The sequence below is a fragment of the Curtobacterium sp. C1 genome, assembly GCF_021049325.1.
Taxonomy (GTDB): Bacteria; Actinomycetota; Actinomycetes; order Actinomycetales; family Microbacteriaceae; genus Curtobacterium; species Curtobacterium citreum.
This window is the reverse complement of the sequence record NZ_CP088076.1, coordinates 388,353-414,009: the sequence shown is the minus strand read 5'-3', so window position 1 is coordinate 414,009 and position 25,657 is coordinate 388,353. Positions and strand designations below refer to the sequence as shown.

Genomic DNA, 25,657 nt, shown 5'->3' with positions numbered 1-25,657 from the left:
TCTATTCGGAAGGGGCACTCTTGCTGTATATCACCGTTGGAACAGCACATGTCGGTCATTAGCGTAGGTGGCACCTATCAGAACGGAGTCCCCCATGCGATCCGCCCTCTCGGTCGTTGCGATCATCGCAGCGGCCACCCTGAGCGTGGGCACGGTGCCCGCGCACGCCGATCCCGCACCACACGCCGTCGATCTCGACCTCGGCCCCGCTGTGCTCCAACGAGGGGAGACCGGCGCGGTCGACATCGGGTTCACCGAACTCGGCGGGCGACCCGGCAGCGTCGAAGGTGAGGTCACGGTCACCGTTCCCACCGGGACGACGATCCCTGCGACGGGCAACGACGCCGTCGGGCAGTACCGCAACAACGGATGGCCCACATGGCTCACGACGAACTCGGTGCGTCTGACCGACGCGCGCCTCGATGCTTCCCGGACGCACGCGACGTACCGCTTGCAGGCACCGGCCGCCTTCGACACGAACGTCCAGCTGCGGTTCGCGATCCCGGTCGAGGTCGCGCGGACTGCGCCACTCAGCGGACGTCTCTCGTACACGGCGGTCGGGACACGTGCAGGGGGCCCCACCGGCTCGTGGAGCGTGGACGGATCGACCTCGACCACCATTGCCGCAGGGCTGACGGGAGCGGACGGTCCGGCGACGGCCCTCACGCGCGGCTCGTCCACTCCCGTCCCGGTCACGGCGACCACCACGACGCCGTTCGGTGCCGTGGACGGGACCGTCGAGGTCGCCGCGCCCGCCGGCACCGTCTTCGCCCCGGGCCAGTCCACCGTCTCCGGGTGGTACGAAGAAGCAGGGAGACTCCGTCGCGAGGACGGCGTGCAGCTGACCGGGGGCGTGGTGCTCGAGGGTGGCAAGCGGTACCGCTGGACGTGGCACAGCGGAAGTGCCTGGTCGGTCGGCCGCGACACCCGGCTCGGGTGGGACATCGCCGTGCAGACTCCTCCCGACGCTCCGGCCGGAGCGGGACGGCTCACGGCGACGATCAGCGGCTCCGCGGCGCAAGGCCCCTTCTCGACCGAAGCGCGCACTCCGACGACCATCCCCGTCAACGACGAGGTCCTGGTCGGAGCCGACGCTCCCCCGGTCACCCTCGAAGTCGGCGCATCGACACCGGTCGAGAGCCGCCTGAGGACCACCGTCGCCACCTCGAGCCCGCTGGCCGGATCGATCGTCCGGTTCGCCGCACCGGCCGGCACCACCCTCGCGGACGACACCGCGATCCGCGGTGGGTACCGGCTTCCGGGCGCCGGAGCGTGGACCGCGTTCGACCGCGATCAATTCGTCGACGGGGAACTGACCGACGACCGGAAGACCCTCACCTACCGGTGGGCCAGCACGGGATGGACCCTCCCGGCAGGGACACTCCTGCGGTTCACTGTCCCCGTCCGGACCCCCGAGAGCGCTGCGCCCGGTGACGGTGCACTCACGATGTCGGCCGTCGGCAGCACACCGGCCGGCTCCTTCGCAGCGTCAGCGACCACGTCGGTGACGTTCCCGGCGGCACCCGTGCTCGCTCCGGTCCACGTGCAGAACGAGCGCGTCGTCACCGGTTGGGACAACGTGCTGCGTGGTGATGCCGAGCCGGAAGCGACCCTGCGCATCACCGACCGGTTCGGTGCGGAGCTTGCCTCGGCCAGGGTCGATCCGAACGGCTCCTGGTCCGCGGTGGTTCCGGTCGCCGTGAACGCTTCCGAACTCCGCCTCGGGTTCGAGCAGACCCTCGGGAGCACCACCGAGCCTGGCGGAGCGGTCACACTGCCGGTGGTTGCTCCGCCGAGCGTGTCCTCGACGACCACGACCATGGTGCCCGGCCTGCTCAATCACTTCGAAGGGACGGGTCCGGCACGCGCTCGGTACCGCGTGGTGAATCGATGGGGTACCGACCTCGTGCCGGGCGAATCGGACATCGCGGCGACCGGGTCGTGGCAGTTCGACCGGACGGTCTCGAACGGGGCGACCTCGTTCGCCTTCCGCCTCCAGGTGGCGATCGACGGCTGGGAGGCTCGCACGCCGGAATTCACGGCTGCCGCCGCCGCTCTGGTACCCGCGACCGTCAGCACGACGACGGTCGTCCCGGGCACGGAGAACCGCTTCGAGGGGACCGGCACCGCGGGTGCCGCGTACCGGGTGGTGAACGACTGGGGGACGGAACTCGTGCCGGGCGAGCGGGAGATCGGCACTGACCGCCGGTGGGAGTTCCGCCGCGTGGTCGACCACCGGGCACGCGATTTTCGGTTCCGCATCGAGCAACGGCGCGGTGGCCAGGTCCTGCTCTCCGACCGCTTCGTGATCCCCGCGGCGGATCGGCAGCGCACGGACGGGTGAACGTGCGACGACGGGTGCGGCCCCGACTTCGAGGCCGCACCCGTCGACGCATCGATGCACGAACGTCGTGGCTACGCCGGTGGCCCGCCGTCGGCACCGCGGTCGAACCAGCGCCAGCCGTGCCGGGGCATCACTGCGATCAGGAGGGTCGCCACGAGGAGCCCGTGCGACAGCATGGAGGTCAGGATCGACGTGTTCGACAAGGTGACGGCGCTCATCACGACGAGCACGCCGACGACCGGCACCGGGATCCCCACGCTCCATCGGTCGAGACACCGGAGCCACACGGCCAGCACTGCCGCGATGACGAAGAGCCCGACGGCGCCGAGGTTCGCGTAGCCGTCAGCGAACAGGTTCGCGTTGGCGTTCACCTGCGACCCGGGGAGCATGTACTGCCCGATCGTCTTCGTCGGTGTGGTGTCGTACGGCGACGTCACCCACAGGCGGGTGAAGGACGTCGCCCAGAGCGCCACCGGGTGGTCCGAGAAGTAGTCCGCGTAGACCGAGGTCAGCAGCCCGGGGGTCACGATGAACCGCCTCGAGAACAAGGACGTCCACGTGATGCCGCCGTGCAGCAGGTCGGCGCCGGCGCTGAGGAGCATGAGGAGCACCGGGCCCAGCAGGAGCGGTGTCCCGGACCGTGGTCGCCGACGACGGAGCACCAGTGCGATCGCGACCATCGCGGGGATCGAGAAGAGCACGGTCTTGAACCCGGTCGTGGAGTAGATGACGAACTGCCCGAGCGCGGCCAGGACGACGAGCGGCCAGACGCGGCGAGAGAACGCACGGATCATGACGTACACGTTGACGACGTAGGCCTGCCCGCTCAGCAGGTAGCCGAGCGGGCCGCCGGCGGAGAGGTCGTCCGCGTACGCCGCTCGGACGTCGTACACGTCGTCGAGGGACACGAAGTGGAAGCTGAAGCCGGTGGTCGTCGCCATGACACCGTAGGTCGCCGCCGAGTACACCGCGCAGAGCACCCACGCGAGCGCGTTCCGGTCGACGACCCGGGAGCCGATCCGGACGGTGTCGGGCGCGGTCCGTCGATCGGCTGCGGACAGGTCACCACGGGCGCTCGCGGCGCAGGCGCGGTCCCTACCCCACCGGACCGCCACGACGGCCGCCGCGAACGCGGTCGCGAGCAGGAACGAGAAGCGTGCCGCTGCTGCCGGCGTGAGGTACCCGGTGTAGCCGGCCATCAGGATCGCCGGAGCGAGGCAGACACCGAAGAGCATCCACAGCACGACGTCGGAGGCGCGGGTGATCCGCGCCGGGAGCACCAGTGCGACCCCCACCGCGATGAGCGTGGCGAGCACCCGGTCCTGCCATGGCTGCGACACCACCGTGTACCCGGCGTAGGCGAAGGGGCCGGAGATCAGCCCCGCGTAGACCGCGTGCAGGCTCGCCGCGTAGACGACGACGACAGCGGCGAGGATCGTCGGTCGCCCGAGGACCCGGGCCGACCGGAGCCCGGGCAGGTGCGTGGCGGTCGCCGTGCCGGCGCTCAGGACCGTCATCGGACCGGGTCTCCGATGAGCGTCCGGTACATCTCCACCAGGGCTCGTTCTTCGCGGTCCCACCGGAACGTCTCCCGCGCCGCCGCAGCTGCGGCGGCTCCGTGGCGGGCGAGCAGTCCGGGGTCTCCGGCGTAGTCGGCGATCGCACGCGCGACCGCTGCCGGATCGGTGGGGTCCACGAAGGTGACGCAGTCGTACCCGCGCAGCATGCGCCTCCAGAGCGGGAAGTCCGACGCCACGATGGCCAGCCCGGCCGCCATGTTCTCGAACAGCTTGGTCGGGAGGCAGTCGAGGTGGGCGGGCGTCGGCAAGAGCGTGACGACACCGATGCTCGACGCCGCGAGGAGATCGCGCGCCGCTCCGGGGGAAACCTGACCGTGGAGTTCGACCCGACCGCGCTCGACCCCCTGGTCGAAGCCGTCGACGAGAGCTGCCGGACGGATCGGTCCGGCCAGACGGAGTCGCCACCCCTCCGGGAAGGACGAGTGCAGGACGGCATCCGCGAGGACCTCCGCGCCGCGCGCGACGTCGAGTGCGCCGACGAAGGCGACGGCGGGCTCGCGGTCGTGTGCCTGCTCGTCGTCGTCGCGCAGCCGGGGGAAGTTGCGCACGAGGACGGTCTTCCGCTCGTCGAACCGGTCGCCGATCGTCTCGGTCGCGGCGACGACACGATCCGCCGTCCCGGCGACGCGGACGACCACGGACGCGAGCACCCGTGCGAGTGCGGTCCCGATGCGACCGAGGTAGGCCTTCGTGCGCACCTGGTTCGGCAGGTCCTCGTGCGCGTCGAACACCACGCGTCGGCCGAGCAGGCGGAGGACGGGGATGCCCCAAACGAGTTCGGGGTCGTGGAGGTGCAACACGGTCGCGCCACTGCGCCACCCGATCCAGAGCGCCTGCGCGGAGCTCATCACCACGCGCTGCAGGCGTCGTCGACGAGGAACGGTCCGGAGCTGCACCCCGGTCTCGGGCACGTCGAGGTCGCTCTCGACGGCGACGAGCAGGACCCGCCAGCCGGCAGCAGCGAGCCCGGCCGCCTCGCGCAGGTGCACGCGGTTGTCCGTCCACGGGTGCGCACTCGAGATGTGCGCGATGTCCACGCGGCTCATCGGACAGCCCCTGCGACCTCGAGCACCTCGTCGGCGACCAGGCGCGCGCTGTGTCCGTCACCGTAGGGCGTCGCGCCCGTGATCGGTGTCGTGAGATCGTCGAAGGCCGCCCCGATCGTCGTCGGGTCGTCACCGACGAGCGTGTTCCACCCGAGGTCGACCGTCTCGACCCACTCGGTCTCGCTCCGGACGGTCACGGTCGGGCGCTGGAGCAGGAACGCCTCCTTCTGCAGCCCGCCGCTGTCGGTGACGACGCCGACGCTGTCGCGCACGGTCCGGACGAGCTCGGGGTAGCTCACGGGGTCGGCAACGACGACGCCGGGTCGGTCGAGCAGCAACCGGTGTCGCGCAGCGCTGGCGCGCAGCCGCGGGTGCGCGAGCAGCAGCACGCGACGGCCCACCGACGCCAGTCCCTCGAGGACGGCCGTCAACCGCTCGGGGTCGTCGGTGTTGGTCGGACGGTGGAAGGTCGCGACGACGTACGGGTCGGTCCCGATCTCGGCCGGGAGGCGCGGTGCGGTCCCGGCGACCGCGTCACGGACCGCGAAGAGCACGTCCGTCATCACGTCGCCGACGAGTCGGCTCCGCTCGCCGAGGCCCTCGCGTTGGAGGTGCGCCATGGCGGCCGCGGTGGGCGCGAGACACCGGTCGACCGTGTGGTCGGTGGCGACCCGGTTGATCTCCTCCGGCATCGTCCGTGCGAACGACCGCAGTCCGGCTTCGAGGTGGACCGTCGGGATGTGGAGCTTCACGGCGGCCAGCGCACCCGCGAGCGTGGAGTTCGTGTCGCCGTAGACGAGCACCGCGTCGGGTCGCTCGGCGGAGCAGACCGCCTCGATGCGTTCGAGCATCCGCCCGGTCTGCGCCCCGTGGGTCGCAGACCCCACCTCGAGCTGGTGAGACGGCTGCGGGATCGCGAGGTCGTCGAAGAACACGTCCGACATCGCCGGGTCGTAGTGCTGGCCGGTGTGCACGATGACGTGCTCGCACCTGCCTGCGAGCGCCCGAGCGACCGGGGCGAGCTTGACGAACTGTGGACGTGCGCCGACGACGCTCAAGATCTTCACGGTCGGGTCTCCTTCTGCAGCGATGTGTGCGGGACGGGGTTCAGGGGAGCGAGCTCGTCGAGCACCTCGGCGAGCCGCTCCGTGAGCACCGAGTAGGTGAACGCGGCATCGACTCGGTCGTGGGCGCGCTCGGCCAGGGCGACTCGGTCCTCGGGGCGCATGCGCACGACCGAGGCGATGCCCTCGGCAAGCGCCGCGGGGTCGTCGGCATCCACGACGACCCCGGTCCGGTCGTCGAACACGGGTACGGGCCCGGCGGCTCCGATCACCACGGGACGTCCGACCCGGGCGTACTCGAACAACTTGTTGAACGCGACGCCCCAGCGGTACAGCGGTAGATCCCGCATGTTCGCCACGAGGCAGTCGGAAGCACGGCCGATGGCACGGGCTTCCTCCTGTGGCACACGCCCGGTGAACTCGATGCGGGACGCCGCCGGGCCGGCTGCTGCGCGACGCCGGAGGCCGTCGAGCGCGGGACCGTCGCCGACCACCTGGAGTCGGACACGGACGGCGAGGCTCGTGATCGCCGGCTGCGACATCGCGTCGACGACGGCTTCGAGGGCGTTGGCCCGGCCGACACTGCCGAGGTAGGTGACGACGAACTCGTCCGGACGGTGTCCGACCGGACCGATCTCCTCGCGGTGTGCATCGCTCGTGCCGTTCGAGATCCACGTGCAGGGCAGGATGGCGCCGAGGCGCGCGTAGTACTCGCCGGCACCAGCGAGCGGGGACACCAGGGCGTCCGCTCGACGGAGCAGCGCGCGCTCGACGACGCGCAGCGCCCGCACCGACAGCGATCGCTCGGACTTCCCGCCGAGGGCGACGAGCGTCTCGGGCCACAGGTCGCGCGGTTCGAACACGAACCGCGCGCCGGACCGTCGTGCCAGGAACGCGGCAGCCAGGGCAGCGAACGGGTGGAACGAGCTCCCGACGACGACGTCCGGACGTGGCAGGTCCCGCAGCATGCCCGGCACGAGCACCAGGGCGCTGAACACCGCCATGTCGAGCACACGGCCGCCGGGACCGCGGTACTGACGGCCCCGCACCCGGACGACCTCGTGGGTGCCTGCGTCACGACGCTCGCGAACGGTCAGGCCGCGCAGGGTCTGGCGTCCGGACGGGTGCGCGGTGCTCGATCCCACGAGGACGGCGTGCCACCCGTAGGTGCCCAGGAGACGCGCGAACTGCTCGTGGCGAGAGGTCCTGCCGTCCCGCTCCGACTCGGCGACGTAATGGTTCACGATCCACACGACGTGGCCGCTCACCGAGTGCTCGTCTCTGGTCGGAGTTCGTGCATGGTGGCGCAGTCCACGGCACGGACACCGTGGGCTGTCGTGACCACGACGGCCGTGCGGACCAGGATGCGGAGGTCGAGGAGCAGGGACCACTGGTCGACGTACTCGACGTCCAACCGGAAGCGTTCATCCCAGCCCAGGGCGTTGCGTCCGCTCACCTGCGCCAGGCCGGTCAGGCCCGGACGCATCTCGTGTCGTCGTCGCTCGGCGGGGGTGAACCGCTCACGGTAGGTGGTCGGCAGCGGGCGCGGACCCACGAGGCTCATCTCGCCGCGCAGCACGTTCACGAGACCGGGCAGCTCGTCGAGGCTCGACGCCCTGAGGAAGCGGCCGAGGCGGGTGAGTCGATCGGCGTCCGTCACGAGACCGCGAGCCGGGTCGGCGTGATGCATCGTGCGCAGTTTGACCATGGTGAACGGTTCGCCGTGCTGCCCGAGGCGTTCCTGGCGGAACAGGACGGGCCTCCCGAGGCGCACGGCCACGAGCAACATCGCGACGCCCAGCGGGACCACCGCGGCCAGCAACAGCGCCGATCCGACGAGGACGTCGACGAACCGCTTCACCGTGGCCGACGGGGTGCCGTCGACCAGTCCGGGCATGGTCATGCTGTCGACCCCCGCTTCCGCATCCGCTGCGCGCTGCCCCGCACGACGGGCTGCGCGCTGTAGGCGTACTCGGTGTACCGGTCCTTCCCGGCCCGGCTGCGGGTCATGGTGACCACGGCACCCTGCACCGTGGACCCCACGGTCCGCAGCGCCTCGATCGACGCAGAGACGTCGGCGCGGCGGACTCGACCGGAGGCGACGACGAGGAGCACGTTCTGGACGGACGCGGAGACGAGAGCCGCGTCGCTCACCGAACCGAGCGGCGGGGTGTCGACCAGGACGTAGTCGAAGTCCTCGGAGACCGCCTCGATGAGCGCGCCGAAGGCGGGAGAACCGAGGAGTTCGCTCGGATTCGGCGGGATCGTCCCGGCCGGGAGCAGCTGCAGTCCCGCGGTCCCCCACGGCTGGAGCACGTCCTCGAGCTCAGCTCGGCCGATGAGCAGGTCGGACAGCCCGACGCTGCCCTCGACACCCATGACGTTCGCCAGGTTCGGTCGGCGGAGGTCCGCGTCGATGACGACCGTGCGCAGTCCGCCCTCCGCGAGCGCCACCGCCAGGTTGGCGATCGTCGTCGTCTTGCCCTCCGAGGGACGAGAGCTCGTGACGGCGACCGTCCGTGCGCCCTCCGGACGGGACGCGAGGAACTGCACGTTCGTCCGCAGGCTCCGGAACGCCTCCGCTCGGACGCTCGCCCGCTCGTCGCGCAGGATGAGGGGCCGCTTGGTCGCCTCCTGGTCGAACCCGATGTCCCCGAGCACCGCGAGGTCCCACGTGGACTGGATCTCATCGCGGCCACGGACCTTCGTGTCGAGGGACCACCAGAGGAAGGCGGCGAGCACGCCCACGGCGCCACCGGCCAGCGCGCCGAGCGCAGCGTTCGCGGTGGTGCGCGGTTCCGTCGGCGTTGTCGGCACCGTGGGCGGCGACGTCTCGGTCACCGTCACCCCGGTACCCGCGCCGGCGTTCCCGTCGGCGTTCGCGTTGGCGTCGAGGCGCTGTTGGACGACCTCCGTGAAGCTGCGCGCCACGGCCTCGGCGAGCGCGGCAGCTCGTTGCGGGTCCGGCGACGTGACGGAGACCTCCATCACGACGCTGCCGGTCGGCGAGGTGGCCGAGACCGCCCGGGCGAGCGCGTCGGCAGATGTCGACATGCCGAGCTCCTCGATCACTGGTTCGAGGACGATCGGTTGCGAGACGAGGTCGAGGTACGAGCGGATGCGCTGCTGCGCTGCGTTCGATCCCTGTGCCAGTTCGAGTGCCGACGACTCGGCGTCGCCTCCGACGGACACCCAGAGCTTGGTGGTCGCCCGGTACTGGGGCGTGACGGTGGCGGAGAGGGCCATCGCCGCCGCGCAGCCCAGCAGGATGCCGGCGACGACGATGTACCAGCGGGAGAGGAGCGCTTTGAGGAGCGGGGTCACCGGTGTGTTCCTTTCGAGACGGGGTGGGGATGGACGGCGGTCGGTGGACGGGGCGGCGGACGGTCCGCCGCCCCGAGCAGGTCACCGCGCGGAGAGGGTGTTCCCCTCGCCTTCATCGCTCACTTCGGGGGCCGCGCCGGTGTAGGTCACGGTGTTGCCCGATCCGAGGACGGCGATCTTCTGGACACCGGGCTCGCCGATCGTGATGGTCGCGTTGCTCGCTTCGACCGTGAGCACCTTCACCGCGCCGAGCTCGTAGGACTGGTCGGAGGTGATGATGTTGACGCCGTCGCAATCGACGACGCGTACCGGCTTCTCGGAGCGGTCGACGGACACCTGGGCGGCTCCGTCGAGGCACTCGTTGTACGTGACCTTCGTCGGCTCGGCCGCCGAGGCCTTCGGCTTCGAGGACGCCGACTCGGTCGGGCTCGGGGACTGGCCGCCGGAGCAGGACGAGAGCAGGATCGCGACGAGGACGGCCCCGGTTGCCGCGGTGGCGGTTCGGAAGGCAGGTCGGAGGGACATGGGGTTCCTTTCAGGATGGAGTGGAGCGGATGGGTTCACCGGGCTGCGTCGTGGTGCCGAGCCGCGGTGGCGACGAGCACCCACAGCACCGCGTAAGCGGTTGCCGCGAGCGCGACGTACGTCATGAGGAGGACGGGGGTGCTCGCCCCGGCGACGACCGCCACGAGGAGACCACCCGTCACGAGGAGCGTCCGTCCGACGTCCCAGCCCAGCTGCGTGGCTTGGCGTTCGAGCAGCGGGAGGACCTGGGACACGGGTGACGTGACGAGTTGGAGGGCGTGGACGACGACGAGGACGCGAGCGAACTCGCCGGCGGCTCGCCAGCTCTCGCCGAAGACGAGCGCGAACAGCTCGGGGCCGGCGACCACCACGACCACGGCAGCGCAGGACGCCGGGACGAGGAGCCGCCCGGAGGTCCGCACGACCAGGGGCAGCAGATCACGGTCTGCTGCCCGGAGGCGTTCCGCGAACAGTCCCGCGAAGGACTGCGCGACCGCCTCGGCGAGGACGCCGACCGGTGTCGCCAGCACCCGGACGCTGAGTCCGACGAGACCGGCGACCAGCACCCCCTGACTCGCCGCGATGACGAGCCACGGGAGCTGCTGTCCCGCGACGTTCATCAGTGCCGAGCCGGGCGTGTACCAGACGAACCGACGGTAGCGGCGCAGGGTGGCGCGGACCACGCGGAGCGGTACCGGGCCGTGACCGTCGCGCCGACGTGGCCCGGCGCCGACACCCAGGCTCGCCACCAGCCGACCCACCGTGGGCGCGAGGACGAGTCCGAGCGCACCCGTGGGCGCGAGGACGACTCCGCTCACGACCTGGACGATGCCCTGCACGGCGTTCCGCTGCGCGATGCGACCGTGCGCTCGGTGCCTGATCAGGAGCGCAGCGACGACTCGCTGGCCGCCGATCGCCGCCGCGCCGCACGGGATCGTCCACCACAGGTCGAACAGGCCCGGTGCTGAGAACCGTTCAGCGAGTGCACCTCGTCCGAGGTACGCGACGATCGCGACGACGATCGACCAGGCCACGAGCGACGCAACAGCCGATCGTGCGAGCGCACGGGCGCCGGTGTGGCTCCGCGGCAGGGGTACCGCCCGCTCCAGACCGAGTGTGACGACTGCTCCGACCATCGCCGACGTACTCGTCACCACCGCCAGCGTCCCGAAGCCCGAAGGCGTGTACAGCCGGGTCAGCAGGGGCGAGGCGAGGAGGACCACCCCCTGGCCGATCACACTGCCGGTCAGGATCTTGCCCACCCCGGAACGCCAGGGTCGCCATGAGCCGGCGACGCGGCGCGCCACGTCAGCTACCGGGCGGCGGCGCACCGATGACACGGAAGGCGCACTGCCACGATGCCGCGTCGAGCACTCGACGCCCGTCGACCACGGCTCGGACACCCGGGACGTCGTGGGACGTCCAGCGCCGGTATTCGGCGTGGTCGCTCTGGACGATCACCCCGTCGGCGTGCTCGCCACGGCGCGCGGGACGGAGACCGAGCTCCTCGAGCTCCTGGGCCGTGTAGAGCGGGTCGTGCACCGACACCTCGGCGCCGTGGGCGACGAGCGCCTCGACGGTCGGGAACACGCCGGAGAATGCGGTCTCCTTCACGCCACCTCGGTAGGCAGCCCCGAGGACCAGCACACGTCGAGCGCGGAGGTCGCCGAGCTCGGCGCGGAGGAGTTCGACCGCGTGCGCAGGCATGGTCTCGTTGCGTGCCCGTGCGGCGCGGACGATCGTCGCGTCGGGGTCGTTCCACAGGTACAGCCGCGGGTAGACCGGGATGCAGTGCCCTCCGACGGCGATGCCCGGGGTGTGCAGGTGGCTGTACGGCTGGGAGTTGCACGCCTGGATGACCTGCTCGACGTCCACCCCCGCCCGCTCGGCGAACCGGGCGAACTCGTTGGCGAGTCCGATGTTCACGTCGCGGTAGGTGGTCTCGGCCAGCTTCGCCATCTCGGCGGCCTCGGCCGAACCGATGTCCCAGACGCCGTTCGGGCGCGGCAGGTCGTCTCGGTCGTCGAACTGGAGGACGGACTCGTAGAAGGTGACGGCACGCGCGGCACCCCGCTCCGACAGCCCGCCGACGAGCTTCGGGTAGCGCCGGAGGTCCGAGAAGACGCGCCCGGTCAGCACCCGTTCGGGAGAGAACACGACGTCGAAGTCGCGTCCCTCGACGAGCCCGGAACGCTCCTCGAGCCGCGGTGCCCACCGACTGCGGGTCGTCCCCACGGGCAGCGTGGTCTCGTAGGCGACGAGGGTGTCGGGGGTGAGGTGGTCGCCGAGGGCATCGGTTGCAGCGTCCATCCAGTCGAAGGCCGGCGTTCCGCCGCCGTCGACGAAGAGCGGTACGACGACGACCACCGCGTCTCGGTCGGGCACTCCTCGGGCGTAGTCCGTCGTCGCGCGCAACCGTCCGGCGGCCACGACGTCGGACAGCGCGAGCTCGAGGCCTGCTTCGCCCGGGAAGGGCGCGGTGGCCGCGTTGACCGACTGGACGACACGGTCATCGACGTCGATCCCGATCACGTCGTGGCCGCTCGTCGCGTACTGGACGGCGAGCGGGAGACCGATCTTCCCCAGGCCGATGACGCCGATCTTCATGCTGGTGTCCCTTCAGTGTGCTCGCTCGGGGCGAGTGGGTGGACGATGCTGAGCGTGCGTGCCGACTCGATCGCTGCCTCGGCGACGCGGAGGGTCTGGAGACCGTCGCAGAGGGGAACGATGCGGCTGCGGTCGCCGAGCACGGCGTCGCGGAACGCCTCGTGTTCTGCGACGAGGGGTTCCCGCTTGGCGAACGCGAAACGGGTCACGGGCCCCTCCGACACGCCCCGGAACGCCGAGACCGCGTCCCACTCGGTGGCGACCGTGCCGTTCTCGTGGAACCACAGGTCCCCGGTGAGGGTGTCGGCGACGAACGATCCACCCTCGCCGGTCACGATCGTCACGCGTTCCTTGAACGGCGACAGCCAGTTGACGAGATGGTTCGTGACGGTGCCGTCGGCGAGTGTCCCGGAGAACGCGACGAGGTCCTCGTGCTCGCGCCCGCTCTTGTGGGCGGCCTGCGCGAAGAGCCGGACGAACGGACTGCCGAGCAGCCACGAGGTCAGGTCGATGTCGTGTGTCGCGAGGTCCTTCACCACGCCGACGTCCGCGATCCGGGCGGGGAAGGGGCCCTGCCGTCGGGTGACGACCTGGTACACCTCGCCGAGCTCGCCGGCGTCGAGTCGACGCCGGAGCTCCTGGAGGGCGCTGTTGTACCGCTCGATGTGTCCGACGGCGCCGACGAGGCCGGCCTCGTCGAACCGAGACACCATCCGAGTGGCTCCTGCGACGTCGGAAGCCACGGGCTTCTCGACGAGACAGTGGACACCTGCTTCGGCGAGTTCGAGGGCGATGGCTTCGTGGGCTGAAGTCGGGACCGCCACGACTGCCGCGTCGATCCCGAGTCGGAGCACGTCCGAGGCCGACGGCATCACCGGAACACCGTCGGCGACGCCGTGGCGATCGCCGAGGGCGTCGGCGACCGCCACCAGTTCGACCCCGGGCAGGGAACGCAGGACGCGCGTGTGGTGGCGCCCCATCATCCCGAGCCCGATCACGGCCGTGCGCACGGCGCCCATCAGGCACCCGCCCGGGACAGTGCTTCGACGCCCTGGACGACGCGGTCCAACTGGCGCTTGGTCAGGGTCGGGTACACCGGCAGCGCGAGTACCTCACGAGCGGCACGTTCTGTCTCCGGTAGATCGAGATCGAGAGCGAAGGACGGGAGCCGGTGCGCCGGCGTGGGGTAGTAGACGCCGGATCCGACGCCGTACTCGAGTTCCAGGGCACGGGCGAAGCCGTCACGGTCCTCCGGCACCCGCACCACGTACTGGTGGAAGACGTGCTCGGCGCCGGGCGCCGTCAGCGGCGTCCCGACCGTCGTGATCTCGCGTGAGAGGTACGCGGCGTTCGCCTGCCGCTGCGCGGTCCATCCGAGCACCTTCAGGAGCTGCACGCGCCCGATGGCAGCGTGGAGCTCGCTCATGCGCACGTTGAACCCGACCACCTCGTTCTCGTAGCGGCGTTCCATGCCCTGGTTGCGGTACAGCCGGAGGAGGCGGTCGACGTTCGCGTCGGCGACGGTGATCATGCCCCCCTCCCCCGCGGTCATGTTCTTGGTGGGGTAGAAGGAGAACGCGCCGGCGACCCCGAAGGTGCCCACGGCACGGCCGCACCACCGCGCTCCGTGCGCCTGCGCAGCGTCCTCGACGACGGCGAGTCCGTGCGATGCCGCCAGCGCGCCGAGCGCCGTCATGTCGGCGGGGTGACCGTACAGGTGCACCGGCATGATCGCGGTGGTCTGCGGCGTGATGGCTGCACGGGCGGCGGCCGACGACATGCAGTACGTCTCGGGGTCGATGTCGACGAACACCGGCGTCGCGCCGGCCAGGGCGACGGCGTTCGCAGTCGCGGCGAAGGTGAACGACGGGACGATGACCTCGTCGTCCCGTCCCACGCCTGCGGCCAGCAGGGCGAGGTGCAGCGCGGACGTCCCCGAGTTGACGGCGACGGCGTCGCGCCCGTCGACCAGGGTCGCACCGAACTCGCGCTCGAACGCCGCGACCTCGGCGCCCTGAGCGAGCATCCCACTCGCGAGCACTGCGTCGACGGCGCGTCGCTCGTCAGTCCCGATGAGCGGCTTGGCAGCGGGGATGAAGTCCGACTCGGCTCCGACCGAGGCCATGAGGTCGGTCATGCGGAGACCTCCTGGAGGACGTCACCGTCGAGCCGGTGCTCAGCACCCGTCACCGGGCACGTGAGGAGTCCCGAGGAGTCGGGGACGAGACGACGGCCGGCTCGCCCCACCCAACCGATCCTGCGCGCCGGCACCCCGACCACGAGGGCGAAGTCGGGCACGTCACTCGTCACGACGGCGCCGGCAGCGATCATCGACCAGGCCCCGATCGACGCGGGCGCGACGCACACCGCCCCTGCTCCGATCGACGCGCCGTCACCGACCGTCACACCCACGCTCTCCCAGTCGTCGACAGTCTGCACCGAGCCGTCCGGCCGGACCGCCCGTGGCGTCCGGTCGTTGGTGAACACGACACCCGGCCCGACGAAGACGCCGTCCCCGATCGCCGCGGGTTCGTAGAGGAGCGCGCCGTTCTGGATCTTGCACCGCGATCCGACCCGGACGCCACGCGCCAGGGTCACGCCACGTCCGACGACGGTCTCCGCCCCGATCGTGACGTCCGGTTCGACGTGCGTGTCATCCCAGACACGGGTTCCCGAACCGAGCTGCGCGGACGAGGCGACGACTGCGCCGCGAGCGACGAACGGCGGCGCCGATGCAGCGGTCAGGTCGGATCCTTCGGGCATGGGTTCTCCTTCGGTGAGCAGGTCGAGTTTCGACTCGGACGAGCGTACAACATATCACCCGTTATTCCAAAACACTCGATGTTTTGTCATGTGATATCCTCATCGCGTGACCCGATCGATCCTCCTCTCCCCGCCCGATGTCGGCCCCAGCGAAGCCGCGGCCGTCACCAGGGCAGTGGAGAGCGGGTGGGTCGCGCCGGTCGGTCCGGAACTGACGGCCTTCGAACGCGAAGCCGCTGCACGCGTCGGTCGGGCACACGCCGTCGCCGTCTCCTCCGGCACGGCAGCGCTCCACCTCTCGCTGCTCGCAGCCGGAGTGGGTCCTGGCGACGTGGTGCCGACATCGACGATGACCTTCGCCGCCACCGCGAACGCGATCCGGTACACGGGCGCCCGACCCGTGTTCGTCGACTCGACGGACCTCGACGGCAACATCGACGTCGCCCTCCTGGGTTCGGTCCTGCGACGGCTGCGCGACGACGGGCACCGGATCGGCGCGGTCGTCCCGGTCGACCTCCTCGGCCACGTCGTCGACTACACCGCGATCGGTGCGCTGTGCGACGAGTTCACGGTGCCGCTGATCGCTGATGCCGCCGAGTCCTTCGGATCCCGCCATCGCGGTCGGCCGGTCGGTGCCTTCGGCTTCACGTCGTGCGTGTCGTTCAACGGGAACAAGATCATGACGACCTCCGGTGGCGGCATGGTCTTCACGGACTCCCCCGACGTCGCCGAGCGGCTGCGTCACCTGGCCACGCAGGCCCGTCAGCCCGTCGCGCACTACGAACACAAGGAAGTCGGCTACAACTACCGGCTGAGCAACGTGTTGGCCGCACTCGGTCGCGCCCAGCTCCAGCGCCTCGACGCGATGATCGAGCGTCGACGAGTCGTTCGGGCTGCCTACCGTGACGTCTTCGACAGTGTCCCGGGCGCGCGCGTGCTCGGCCGTGCACCACAGGACCAGCAGGAGAACTGTTGGCTCACGGCCGTGGTCGTGGACCCGCACCGTGCGGGATGGAGCGCGCCGGACCTCGCACAGGCGCTGGCGGCGGCGGACATCGAGAGCAGGCCGCTCTGGAAGCCGATGCACCTGCAACCCGCGCACGCAGGTTCGGACGCGGCCGTCACCGGTGTCGCGGAGGCCCTGTTCACCCGGGGCCTCACCCTGCCGAGCGGATCATCGCTCCGGGACGATGACCTCGACCGTGTCCTCGCAGTGATCCGGAGCGTCGCAGGATGACCGGCAAGGGCGCGATCACCATCATCGGCGGCGGCGGCTTCGGTCGCGAGACCGCAGACGTCGTGCGTGCTGCCGGCCTCGAGGTCCTCGGGGTCGTCGACGATGCACCGTCACCGTCAGCCCTGCAGGTGCTCGACCGGATGGGGATCCTGCACCTCGGGGACCTGACGACATGGCTGATCGACGCCGAGGACGCCCACTACGTGATCGCGATCAACGACCCCGCCGTCCGCGCCTCGATCGACCAGCGCGCGACCGCGGCCGGGGCCGTCGCAGCGACGGTCGTCCATCCGTCGGCCTCCGTCGGCTCGCTCGTCGAACTCGGACCCGGTGCCGTCGTCTGCGCCTCCGCCGTCATCGGGTCGCGCGTGCGCGCTGGGCGACACCTGCACTGCAACCCCGGCGCCGTGGTCGGACACGACGTCTCCCTCGGCGACCACGTCTCCCTCAATCCTCGGGCGACTGTGTCCGGCACGGTGTCGATCGGAGCTCGGACGGTGGTCGGCGCGGGCGCCGTCGTCCTCCAGGACCGCACCATCGGGGCAGACGCCGTGGTCGCGGCGAGTTCGTGCGTCACCCGGGACGTCACGGGCCGCACCACCGTGGTGGGCGTTCCCGCCCGACCCCGCTAGCCCGTCACCCATCCTCGTCCGCCTCAGCACCTGGAGCACCGTGAACCACTCCTTCAGACCGACCGATCCGTCCCGCCGGAAGCACCTCGCGCTCGACGACATCGACATCGCGCGCCTGATCGGCCACGCCTCAGCCCCGAGCGACCTCGAACTCGCCGCGGACTTCCTCCACGGGCGCCGGGTCCTCGTCACGGGCGCCGGCGGATCGATCGGCAGTGAGCTCTGCCGACAGATCCGCCGGTTCGAGCCGGCCGAGGTGATCATGCTCGACCGCGACGAATCCGCGCTCCAGGCCGTCCAGGTCTCGATCGCCGGGCACGGGTTGCTCGACACACGCGACGTCGTGCTCGCTGACATCCGGGACCGCGCAGCCATCGCCGCCATCATGACCGAGCGGCGGCCGGAGGTCGTCTTCCACGCGGCCGCGCTGAAGCACCTGCCGATGCTCGAGCAGTACCCCGACGAAGCATGGAAGACGAACGTCGTGGGAACGCGCAACGTGCTCGAGGCGGCGGCCGCCGCACAGGTCCAGACGTTCGTGAACATCTCGACCGACAAGGCGGCGAACCCCACGAGTGTCCTCGGACGGACGAAGCGGCTGGGCGAGCGGTTGACCGCCTGGGCTGCGTCGACCACGGGCAACGACTACGTCTCGGTCCGCTTCGGCAACGTCCTGGGCAGTCGCGGTTCGATGCTCCCGCTCTTCGTCGAGCTCATCCAGTGCGGTCTCCCGGTCACGGTCACGCACCCGGACGCGACGCGGTACTTCATGTCGATCCCGGAGGCGTGCCACCTCGTCATCCAGGCGGGCGCGACTGCCGGCCCGGGAGAGGTCCTGGTCCTGGACATGGGCGAACCGGTCCGGATCCTCGACGTCGCGGAGAGCCTGATCGCCGAGCTCGATGCGGACGCGGACATCGTGTTCTCGGGGCTCCGTCCCGGGGAGAAGCTCCACGAGGAGCTGATCGGGGAAGGTGAGTCCGACGAGCGCCCGGTCCACCCGAAGATCTCCCATGCGTCAGTGCCACCGCTGTGCCCGACGGCCCTCGACGAAGAGCGGTGGACGATCGACCGCGCCCCCGGCACCCGCGTCCCTGCCTGAGCGACCGGCGCGCTGCGCCCAGGCCCGACCGGGCGGCGCGTTCGCGGGCACGGACGCATCCGTCAGCCGTCGCTGCACCGATCGATCGTGCCGCCACCGCCGACCGGCCGCGCCGCACCGGACCAGTCGTTCGCGAGGGCGGTGACGGTACTCCCGGTGCCGCACACGAGGCCGACGGAACACAGCGTTCCGTCGGTTGCAGGACGGACCCGCGTGGCCAGCACCTGCGCAGACGTCCCGGCAGACGGAGCCTCGATCGCGACCGTCATCTGGGCGGGCTCTGACCGTCCGAGTCCGGACACCGAGTTCCGCGTCACGATGGCGGCGTCGTTGGAGTGGTAGAGGGAGATCGCAGCTCGCTCACACCTGTCCAGGTGGTTGTCGCTGAGCGTGAGCCCCCGGGTGAAGTAGGCGAGGATCCCCGCTTCGCGGGGTCCTCCGCCGTGGCCGATCACCACGTTGCCCGTCACGACGGCATCGGTGCGGTCCAGGTCGTCACCCAGCCGACTTCCTGCTCCGCGGACGACGATCCCCGAGCCGGGCGGCAGGACCTCGTTGCGTTCGATCCGGTTGCGCGCGATCACGGCGCGGTGGCTCCCGATCCGGTAGGACCGGTCGCCCGGGTCCTTGGACGGCACGACGGCGATCCCCACACGACAGTCCCGGACGGTGTTGTCGCAGATCGTGACGTCGTCGCCCGAGTGCGTGTCGATGCCTTCCCATCGACGGACCCCGGAGATCCGGTTCCGTTCGACCCGGACACGCGCACTCCGAGGTGCGGCCGAGAGATCGCGTCGGTCGTCCCTCGACACGATCACACCGTAGGAGTTGACGTACCCGTCCGGCTGGTGGACGTCACGTACCTCGTTGTCGACGACCTGCCCGTCGGTGCTCGACAGCAACATGATCCCCGCGTAGCCCAGATCGGTGACGGTGTTCCGCGCGACGACGAAGTCCCGGACGTGCTCGAACTGCAGCGCGTCGTACGAGAAGTCGCGCACCACGCAGTCCACGACGTGCACGTCCTCGAGCGGCTCCTCAGCGGTTCCGCGAACGTGCACACCTCGTCCGAGACCCGACGCCGCCGCGCCCGCACCGACGAGGCGTGCGCCGATGACCGCGACCGATCCGGTGAGCACCTCGATCGCGGTGACGTCGCGCGTCATGGTGATGGACGACCCCGACTCGAAGACCATCGTCAGCGGACGGTCCACCACCAACGGCGTCGAGCGCGACCACACGCCGCGGAGACGGAGGGTGGAACCCGGAGGAGCAGCCTGGACAGCACGCTCGAGATCGTCGTTGCTCACCGCTGGACCAGCGCCGTCGGGGCCGGACCGGTCAGGTTCGGTGCGACGCGCCGCTTCCAGCGCATGGTCGACCGCGAGGGTCACGCATGCTCCGGCCGAACGGCGCAACAGGGACCGGCGAGAGAACCGCATGCGGTCACCCTCTCGCGGCAGCTCCGCCACATCCGAACATTCCGCATGTCGGAGGGCTGCCGCAGATCGAGCAGGAACGACACTCCTCCTGCTCGGCCCGCTACCCTCGGACCCGTGCGATGGAGTCGAGTGGGCTGGCCCGGGGTCGGGTACGTGTCCCTCGAGGACGTCGAGGGCTACGCCGAACACCTCGCCCGCCTGGTCACCGACGCCCCGCCCTCCGTCGCCGCACTCGCCTCGGTCACCTGGAACGAGGCGCGGATCGCCGAGTGGCAGGTCACCGAGACCCCGGGCGGCGAAACCGCGGGCATCGACGAGGCGCCGACGAGCACGGTGCGCGCAGCCGTCGTGGTCCGGACCGACGAGGTGCTCGACACCCCGGACGGCCTGTGGCGCCGGTGGAACCACGCCCGTGTGACCCTCGAGTTCCACCGCGCCGTGCTCGAGCCGGCGGACACGACGGCGCTGGCGGTCCTCGCGGGCGACGTGCAGGTGTCCCGCGGCGAGATCGCCCACGTCGACGCCGACGTCTGGGAGCTTCGGCTGCTGCTCTCCCCCACCGGTGAGCTCGCGGTGCACTTCCGCGACGTGGTGGTCGAGGTCCGGCCGGTCCCGGAGTCCGTGTGGGCCGCGCTCGGGGAGCGTCCGGCGCACGGCTGGTACGGCCCGGTCCCCGACGGCTGGGTCGAGTGGGCAGCCCCCGCCGTGCGGGCTGCCGCGCACGGTGACGTGGGCGGCCTGTCGCTCGAGCTCGACGGCTTCGGCGCGGACCCGACCGGCATCGACGAGGTCGACACCCGCTGGGGCTTCGCCCCGCTGCACGCCGCGGCCTGGTTCGACCGTCGCGGGACGACGGAGGCGCTCCTCGAACGCGGCGCGGACGTCAGCATGCCGGACGCGGAGGGCCGGACGGCTCTGGACATCGCGCGCGAGCGCGGCTCGCGGAAGGCCGAGGAGGCGCTGCTCGCCTGGTTCGACCGGCCCGCGCCGGACGCGACCAGCTGACGGACTGGCGCGCCCCGCTCAGCGGCAACGCGAAGCGTTGCGCGGGGCGCGCCGACCGAGCCGGCGAGGGAGGGGTGCCAGCTGGCACCGCGCCTCCAGTCCGTCACGGGGTCGCGTCAGCGACGCGTCTCGAGCGCGTTCGCCTGCGCGACCTGCCCGTACCAGCGCGCCGAGTCCTTCGGCGTCCGCGCGAACGTCTGCCGGTCCCACGCCACGAGCCCGAAGGTCGGCCGGTAGCCGGAGGCCCACTCGTAGTTGTCGAGCAGGGACCAGTGCTGGTAGCCGAGCACCTGGATGCCGTCCTCGATGCAGCGGTGGATGCCCTCGAGGGCGCCCTGCGTGTAGGCCACCCGGCGGGAGTCGTCGGCGGTGGCGATCCCGTTCTCGGTGATCATCAGCGGGACGTGGCCGGACAGCTCCCACGCGCTACGGAGTCCGTCGGCGGCTGCCTCGGGGTAGAACTCCCACCCGGTCAGGGTCGTCTCGACGTCGTCCGCGACCGGCACCGGGCCCGAGGCACCGATGAAGGTGCGGGTGTAGGCCTGCACACCGAGGAAGTCGTCGCCGGCGGCCTGCTCGAGGTACCAGTCGTCGCGCGGGTACCCGTACTCGCGGAGCATCTCCTCGGACCCGGGCTCGCCGTTCGCGCGGAACGCCTGGGTGGCGATGGTCCAGCCGGACTGGATGCCGGGGACCTGCGACAGGACCTCGCGGGAGCGCCGGTGCGATGCGAGCAGCTGGTCCGCCACGTGCAGGTCGGGGTTCGGCAGGCCGTACGCGACGAGGTTCGCGGCGTCCTCACCCCCGGCGAGCATCGCGGCGATGTTCGGCTCGTTGATCGTGCAGACGTAGCGGACACCGTCCTGCACGACGGGCAGCGCAGCCTCGGTGTAGCGGGCGAACAGGTCGGCCGCGTCGTCCGCGCGCCAGAAGCCGTCGCGCTCGAACCAGCGCGGGACGGTGAAGTGCATGAGCGTGACGATCGGCTCGATGCCGGCCTCGTGGCAGGCCTCGACCATCCGGCGGTAGTGGTCGACCTCGGTGCGGGAGACGAACCCGCGCTCGGGCTCGATGCGCGCCCACTCGATGCTGAACCGGTAGGAGTTCAGGCCGAGGTCGGCGGCGATGCGGATGTCCTCGCGGTACCGGTGGTAGCTGTCCGCCGCGTCGCCGGAGGGCTCGACGATGGTGGTGTCCGGTTCGTGCTCGTGCACCCACCAGTTGCTGTTGACGTTGTTGCCCTCGATCTGGTGGGCGGCGGTGGCGGCACCCCAGAGGAAGCCGTCGGGGAACTGCAGCGTGGTGATGATGGGTCCTTTCAGTGCGCCGGCGTCAGTGCGCCGACAGGAAGTCGTCGAACAGCGCGATGGTCGCGCCGGGGTTCTCGACGTGGGGGCCGTGGTAGCTCGTGGGGACGACCTCGTACCGGGCGCCGGTGTCCTCCGCCATCTGCCGCTGCCACGGGATCGGCCAGGCACCGTCCCACTCGCCGTGCGCCACGAGGACCGGGAGCCCGGTCGCGCGGAGCTCGGCGGAGGAGTCGGTGTGGTCCTCGAGGATGTGCCCACCGGCGACGACGCTCAGCGGGCTCGTCGCGTCGAAGCGGTCGCGGACCATCCGGACGTCGTCGGGGAGCTCCTCGTCCGGCCGCCCGGCCCACAGCGGGTTCGTCGAGTCGAACAGTTGGCGGAGGTTCCCGCCGGTGTCGTGCAGGATCGTGAGCTCGGTGACCTTGCGGTAGGGCCAGCCGTACGGCCCGGAGCAGAACTGCACGACGCTCCGGAACGACTGCGGGGACGCGATGGCCGCGGCGCGAGCGATCACACCCCCGAGCGAGTGGCCGATCAGGTGCACGGGGGCGCCGTCGTCGAGCAGGGCGGCGACCCGGACGACGTCGGCCGCTTCTTCGTCGAGCGAGTGGTCCGACGGGCTCGTCGGCGCCGCGGAGTCGGCCTGGCCGCGGCGGCTGATCGCGACCGCGGTCCAGCCGGCCTCGCGCAGGAGCGGCATGAAGGTGCGCCAGTCCTCCTTCGAGCCGGTGTACCCGGGGACGACGAGCACGACGCCCTTCGACGGCCCGTCCGGGACCACGCGGTAGGCGGTCAGCCGCCCGACGGGCAGGTCGATGCCGACGGCGTCGACGCCCTCGGGGGTGGGCAGGTGGCCGAAGGGTGCGACGACGGGGAACTCGTGGAGGGTGCTCATGCGAGCAGTGTCCGCCGTGGGTTCGGCACGGCGTCCAGCAGTGCCACCGTGTAGTCGTCCTGGGGGTGCTGCAGCACCTCGGCCGTTCGACCCCGCTCGACCACGGCGCCGTCGTGCAGCACCATGATGTCGTCGGTGATGAGCCGCGCGCTGAGCAGGTCGTGCGTGATGTAGAGCAGCGAGACGCCCCACTGCTCCCGCAGGTCCTCGAGCAGTGCGAGCACGCCGGCTCGCAGTGTCACGTCGAGCATCGAGACGGGCTCGTCGGCGATGATCACCTGCGGGTCGCTCGCGAGCGCCCGGGCGATGACCACGCGCTGCCGCTGCCCGCCGGAGAGCTGGTGCGGGAGCTTCTGCGCGAACTGCTCGACGGGCGTCAGGCCCACGGTCTCGAGGATCTCGAGCATCCGTCGGCGGGCATCGCGCCCGCGGAGCCCGGTGTAGTTCGCGATGGGTCGGGACAGGATGTACTCCACCGTGTGCAGCGGGTTGAGCGCTGCGTAGGGGTCCTGGAACACCATCTGCACCTCGGAGCGCAGGTCCTTCAGGCCCCTTCTTCCCAGACGAGCCACGTCGGTGTCGCCGAACCTGACCGTGCCCGAGGTCGGCTGCTCGACACCGGTGAGCATCTTCGCGATCGTCGACTTGCCCGAGCCGGACTGGCCGACGAGGGCGAGCGACTGCCCGGGCTCGAGCGTGAACGACACGTCGCGGACGGCCTGCACGGGCTGCTCGCCGCGGCGGGGCGCCGGGTACGTCTTCACGAGGTGGTCGACGACGATCGGGTTGCGGGCGGCGCTGCGTTCCCGGGACCCGACGGTGCTGAACGACGAGGTCGTCTGTTGCCGCGTCGCCCCCTCGGACGAACGCAGCGACCGGTCCGGGAAGCCCGGCAGCGAGACCACCGCGGCGCGCGGGTCCGCGTAGTGCGACAGCAGCATCTTCGTGTAGTCGTCCTGCGGGTCGCGGAGGACCTCGAGCGAGCGGCCGTCCTCGACGATCTGCCCCTCGTGCATGACGAGCACGCGCTCGGTCGCCTCGAGCACGATGCCGAGGTCGTGGCTGATCAGGATCGCCGTGAAGCCCTCGGAGCGCTGCAGCTCGATTATCGTGTCCATCACGGCGTGCTGCACGAGGACGTCGAGGGCCGTGGTCGGCTCGTCGAACACCATGAGCTGCGGTTCGAGCGAGAGCGCGAGGGCGATCGAGACGCGCTGGCGCATGCCGCCGGAGAGCTCCCCCGGGTACCGCGCGAGCATCGTCTCGGGCAGCTTCACCTTGCCGACGAGCTCCCGCATCCGGGCGTCCCAGCGCTCACGCGGCACGTGCCCGTGGGCCTTGAAGACGTCGACGAAGTGGTTGCGGACGGTCCGCACCGGGTTGAGCGCGTTCATGCCGGACTGCAGCACCATCGCGAAGCCGCCCTGCCGCTGCTGGCGCAGCGCCTCGTCGTCGAGGTCGCGGATGTCCGAACCCCCGAAGACGATGCTGCCGCCGTTGGTCCGCGCCGGCGGCTTCTGCAGCCGGGTGAGCGCGTAGCCGAGGGTCGACTTGCCCGAGCCGGACTCGCCGACGAGGCCGACGAACTCGCCCTTGCGCAGGCTGAACGACACGTGGTCGACGGCCTGGACGGCCGTCTGGCCGGCCGACTCGTAGACGACCGACAGGTCGCGGACGTCGAGCAGGACGTCCTGCGTGGCGTGCGTGGCGTCGGACGGGAGGCGCGTGGCGGCGCCGCCACGGGCCTCCAGGCCGTCGCTGGTCACGTCGGGTGTCTGGCCGCTCATGCTGCTGCCTCCTTCTTGCGGCGCGCGCCCTCGCGCAGTCGCGGGTTGGACACGGCGTCGACGCCGAAGTTGATGAGGGTGAGGCTCATCGCCAGGAGGGCGATGCAGAGGCCGGGGGCGAACAGCAGGACCCACTGGCCGGTGAGCAGTGCGTTCGAGTTCTGCGCCCAGTAGAGGATCGTGCCCCAGCTGACGATCGACGAGTCGCCGAGCCCCAGGAACTCGAGGCCCGCCTCGGCGAGGATGGCGCTCGTCGCCGCGCCGAAGAAGCTGCCGACGATGAGGCTCGTCATGTTCGGCAGGATCTCGCGGAAGACGATGCGGGTGGCACCGTCACCGGAGAACTGCGCGGCCGTGACGAAGTCGCGGCTGCGGAGCGACTGCGTCTGGGAGCGGAGCACGCGCGCGCCCCAGGCCCAACCGGTCACGACGATCACGGCGATGATGACCGCGATGCCGCCGTTCTGCAGGTAGGCCGCGATGACGATCATGAGCGGCAGGCCCGGGATGACGAGGAACAGGTTGACGATGAACCCGATGACCTCGGCGACCCAGCCGCGGATGTAGCCCCAGCTCAGGCCGATCGCGACGGCGACGAGCGTGGACAGGAAGCCCGCGACCGCGCCGACGAGCACGGAGACCCGGGCGCCGTAGATGAGTTGGGAGAGGACGTCCTCGCCGGCGGCGGTGGTGCCCATCCAGTGCGCCCAGGTGGCGTCGGCGTTGCGGGCGAAGCCGTTCTGGCTGGCGCCGTACGGGGCGAGGAGCGGGGCGGCGATCGCCACGAGGACGAAGAAGGCGAGGATGCAGATGCCGACGCGGGCCTTGGTGTTGCTCCAGACGACGCCGAACTGGCGGGCGGCGGCGCGGAGCTTGGAGGGGGCCTGCTGGTTGTCCTGGTCTTGCTGCTTGTCTTGGGTCCGTACTGCGACGGTCGCGTTGTTGGTCATCGGCGCGTCCTCGGGTGGTGGTTGTGGGCAGAGCACGCCGCCCA

At 71.0% G+C, this 25,657-nt stretch carries 22 protein-coding genes; 5 read left to right on the top strand and 17 right to left on the bottom strand.

What is annotated here, in order from left to right:
- The first annotated feature begins 94 nt into the window (after positions 1-94).
- Entirely contained in the window at positions 95-2,344 is a 2,250-nt protein-coding gene (locus LQK89_RS02080) for a hypothetical protein (RefSeq protein ID WP_231050007.1), read from the top strand.
- Between the two features lie 71 nt (positions 2,345-2,415).
- On the opposite strand, the gene LQK89_RS02075 is transcribed toward LQK89_RS02080, so the two are convergent.
- From LQK89_RS02075 to LQK89_RS02020, 12 genes are all read right to left on the bottom strand, one after another.
- A complete protein-coding gene (locus tag LQK89_RS02075) occupies positions 2,416-3,861 on the bottom strand; it encodes a hypothetical protein (RefSeq protein ID WP_231050006.1) in 1,446 nt (481 codons plus the stop codon).
- On the bottom strand, positions 3,858-4,970 hold the full coding sequence (locus LQK89_RS02070) for a glycosyltransferase family 4 protein (protein WP_174778990.1): 1,113 nt from the start codon (positions 4,968-4,970) through the stop codon (positions 3,858-3,860). Before LQK89_RS02070 ends, LQK89_RS02075 begins: the two co-directional genes overlap by 4 nt.
- Positions 4,967-6,037 (bottom strand): non-hydrolyzing UDP-N-acetylglucosamine 2-epimerase, encoded by a 1,071-nt coding sequence (wecB, locus tag LQK89_RS02065; RefSeq protein WP_231050005.1) that lies wholly within the window; start codon positions 6,035-6,037, stop codon positions 4,967-4,969. Before wecB ends, LQK89_RS02070 begins: the two co-directional genes overlap by 4 nt.
- Positions 6,034-7,302 (bottom strand): glycosyltransferase family 4 protein, encoded by a 1,269-nt coding sequence (locus LQK89_RS02060; RefSeq protein WP_231050004.1) that lies wholly within the window; start codon positions 7,300-7,302, stop codon positions 6,034-6,036. Before LQK89_RS02060 ends, wecB begins: the two co-directional genes overlap by 4 nt.
- Entirely contained in the window at positions 7,299-7,937 is a 639-nt protein-coding gene (locus tag LQK89_RS02055) for a sugar transferase (protein WP_231050003.1), read from the bottom strand. The genes LQK89_RS02060 and LQK89_RS02055 overlap by 4 nt, the downstream gene beginning before the upstream one ends.
- On the bottom strand, positions 7,934-9,358 hold the full coding sequence (locus tag LQK89_RS02050; RefSeq protein WP_058740795.1) for a polysaccharide biosynthesis tyrosine autokinase: 1,425 nt from the start codon (positions 9,356-9,358) through the stop codon (positions 7,934-7,936). Before LQK89_RS02050 ends, LQK89_RS02055 begins: the two co-directional genes overlap by 4 nt.
- Positions 9,359-9,439: 81 nt before the next feature.
- Positions 9,440-9,883 (bottom strand): DUF3060 domain-containing protein, encoded by a 444-nt coding sequence (locus tag LQK89_RS02045; RefSeq protein ID WP_058740796.1) that lies wholly within the window; start codon positions 9,881-9,883, stop codon positions 9,440-9,442.
- Between the two features lie 35 nt (positions 9,884-9,918).
- Positions 9,919-11,145 (bottom strand): lipopolysaccharide biosynthesis protein, encoded by a 1,227-nt coding sequence (locus LQK89_RS02040; RefSeq protein ID WP_058740797.1) that lies wholly within the window; start codon positions 11,143-11,145, stop codon positions 9,919-9,921.
- 46 nt (positions 11,146-11,191) lie between these two features.
- Entirely contained in the window at positions 11,192-12,490 is a 1,299-nt protein-coding gene (locus tag LQK89_RS02035) for a nucleotide sugar dehydrogenase (protein ID WP_144803130.1), read from the bottom strand.
- Complete coding sequence (locus LQK89_RS02030; RefSeq protein ID WP_231050002.1) at positions 12,487-13,509, bottom strand: Gfo/Idh/MocA family protein; 1,023 nt, start codon at positions 13,507-13,509, stop codon at positions 12,487-12,489. The genes LQK89_RS02035 and LQK89_RS02030 overlap by 4 nt, the downstream gene beginning before the upstream one ends.
- Positions 13,509-14,627, bottom strand: a complete 1,119-nt coding sequence (locus LQK89_RS02025) for a DegT/DnrJ/EryC1/StrS family aminotransferase (RefSeq protein ID WP_231050001.1) — start codon at positions 14,625-14,627, stop codon at positions 13,509-13,511. Before LQK89_RS02025 ends, LQK89_RS02030 begins: the two co-directional genes overlap by 1 nt.
- On the bottom strand, positions 14,624-15,253 hold the full coding sequence (locus LQK89_RS02020; RefSeq protein WP_058740801.1) for an acyltransferase: 630 nt from the start codon (positions 15,251-15,253) through the stop codon (positions 14,624-14,626). The genes LQK89_RS02025 and LQK89_RS02020 overlap by 4 nt, the downstream gene beginning before the upstream one ends.
- Positions 15,254-15,359: 106 nt before the next feature.
- On the opposite strand from LQK89_RS02020, the gene LQK89_RS02015 reads away from it, so the two are divergent.
- Genes LQK89_RS02015 through LQK89_RS02005 form a run of 3 tightly spaced genes read left to right on the top strand, consistent with a single transcriptional unit; the run spans position 15,360 to position 18,224 of the window.
- Entirely contained in the window at positions 15,360-16,490 is a 1,131-nt protein-coding gene (locus tag LQK89_RS02015; RefSeq protein WP_174778997.1) for a DegT/DnrJ/EryC1/StrS family aminotransferase, read from the top strand.
- On the top strand, positions 16,487-17,122 hold the full coding sequence (locus LQK89_RS02010; RefSeq protein ID WP_231050000.1) for a NeuD/PglB/VioB family sugar acetyltransferase: 636 nt from the start codon (positions 16,487-16,489) through the stop codon (positions 17,120-17,122). The genes LQK89_RS02015 and LQK89_RS02010 overlap by 4 nt, the downstream gene beginning before the upstream one ends.
- 40 nt (positions 17,123-17,162) lie before the next feature.
- On the top strand, positions 17,163-18,224 hold the full coding sequence (locus LQK89_RS02005) for a UDP-N-acetylglucosamine 4,6-dehydratase family protein (protein WP_411914178.1): 1,062 nt from the start codon (positions 17,163-17,165) through the stop codon (positions 18,222-18,224).
- A 62-nt stretch (positions 18,225-18,286) separates the two neighbouring features.
- Here LQK89_RS02005 and LQK89_RS02000 read toward each other — a convergent pair whose 3' ends face one another.
- Positions 18,287-19,618 (bottom strand): right-handed parallel beta-helix repeat-containing protein, encoded by a 1,332-nt coding sequence (locus LQK89_RS02000; protein ID WP_231049999.1) that lies wholly within the window; start codon positions 19,616-19,618, stop codon positions 18,287-18,289.
- Positions 19,619-19,780: 162 nt separating this feature from the next.
- On the opposite strand from LQK89_RS02000, the gene LQK89_RS01995 reads away from it, so the two are divergent.
- Positions 19,781-20,671, top strand: coding sequence for an ankyrin repeat domain-containing protein (locus LQK89_RS01995; protein ID WP_231049998.1), 891 nt, complete (start codon positions 19,781-19,783; stop codon positions 20,669-20,671).
- Positions 20,672-20,787: 116 nt separating this feature from the next.
- On the opposite strand, the gene LQK89_RS01990 is transcribed toward LQK89_RS01995, so the two are convergent.
- The 4 genes from LQK89_RS01990 to LQK89_RS01975 are packed head-to-tail and all read right to left on the bottom strand — an operon-like array spanning position 20,788 to position 25,613.
- Positions 20,788-21,981 (bottom strand): glycoside hydrolase family 1 protein, encoded by a 1,194-nt coding sequence (locus LQK89_RS01990; protein WP_442874072.1) that lies wholly within the window; start codon positions 21,979-21,981, stop codon positions 20,788-20,790.
- Positions 21,982-22,003: 22 nt separating this feature from the next.
- Positions 22,004-22,876, bottom strand: a complete 873-nt coding sequence (locus LQK89_RS01985) for an alpha/beta fold hydrolase (RefSeq protein WP_231049997.1) — start codon at positions 22,874-22,876, stop codon at positions 22,004-22,006.
- Positions 22,873-24,663 (bottom strand): ABC transporter ATP-binding protein, encoded by a 1,791-nt coding sequence (locus tag LQK89_RS01980; RefSeq protein ID WP_231049996.1) that lies wholly within the window; start codon positions 24,661-24,663, stop codon positions 22,873-22,875. Before LQK89_RS01980 ends, LQK89_RS01985 begins: the two co-directional genes overlap by 4 nt.
- On the bottom strand, positions 24,660-25,613 hold the full coding sequence (locus LQK89_RS01975) for an ABC transporter permease (protein ID WP_058740807.1): 954 nt from the start codon (positions 25,611-25,613) through the stop codon (positions 24,660-24,662). The genes LQK89_RS01980 and LQK89_RS01975 overlap by 4 nt, the downstream gene beginning before the upstream one ends.
- Between the last annotated feature and the right edge of the window lie 44 nt (positions 25,614-25,657).

What these genes read in the sequence shown, in the direction of transcription:
- LQK89_RS01985 (WP_231049997.1), bottom strand. Translation starts at nt 22,876, where the DNA reads ATGAGCACCCTCCACGAGTTCCCCGTCGTCGCACCCTTCGGCCACCTG.
- LQK89_RS02020 (WP_058740801.1), bottom strand. Translation starts at nt 15,253, where the DNA reads ATGCCCGAAGGATCCGACCTGACCGCTGCATCGGCGCCGCCGTTCGTC.
- LQK89_RS02070 (WP_174778990.1), bottom strand. Translation starts at nt 4,970, where the DNA reads ATGAGCCGCGTGGACATCGCGCACATCTCGAGTGCGCACCCGTGGACG.
- LQK89_RS02030 (WP_231050002.1), bottom strand. Translation starts at nt 13,509, where the DNA reads ATGGGCGCCGTGCGCACGGCCGTGATCGGGCTCGGGATGATGGGGCGC.
- LQK89_RS02045 (WP_058740796.1), bottom strand. Translation starts at nt 9,883, where the DNA reads ATGTCCCTCCGACCTGCCTTCCGAACCGCCACCGCGGCAACCGGGGCC.
- LQK89_RS02025 (WP_231050001.1), bottom strand. Translation starts at nt 14,627, where the DNA reads ATGACCGACCTCATGGCCTCGGTCGGAGCCGAGTCGGACTTCATCCCC.
- LQK89_RS02010 (WP_231050000.1), top strand. Translation starts at nt 16,487, where the DNA reads ATGACCGGCAAGGGCGCGATCACCATCATCGGCGGCGGCGGCTTCGGT.
- LQK89_RS02080 (WP_231050007.1), top strand. Translation starts at nt 95, where the DNA reads ATGCGATCCGCCCTCTCGGTCGTTGCGATCATCGCAGCGGCCACCCTG.
- LQK89_RS01980 (WP_231049996.1), bottom strand. Translation starts at nt 24,663, where the DNA reads ATGAGCGGCCAGACACCCGACGTGACCAGCGACGGCCTGGAGGCCCGT.
- LQK89_RS02075 (WP_231050006.1), bottom strand. Translation starts at nt 3,861, where the DNA reads ATGACGGTCCTGAGCGCCGGCACGGCGACCGCCACGCACCTGCCCGGG.
- LQK89_RS02055 (WP_231050003.1), bottom strand. Translation starts at nt 7,937, where the DNA reads ATGACCATGCCCGGACTGGTCGACGGCACCCCGTCGGCCACGGTGAAG.
- LQK89_RS02035 (WP_144803130.1), bottom strand. Translation starts at nt 12,490, where the DNA reads ATGAAGATCGGCGTCATCGGCCTGGGGAAGATCGGTCTCCCGCTCGCC.
- LQK89_RS01975 (WP_058740807.1), bottom strand. Translation starts at nt 25,613, where the DNA reads ATGACCAACAACGCGACCGTCGCAGTACGGACCCAAGACAAGCAGCAA.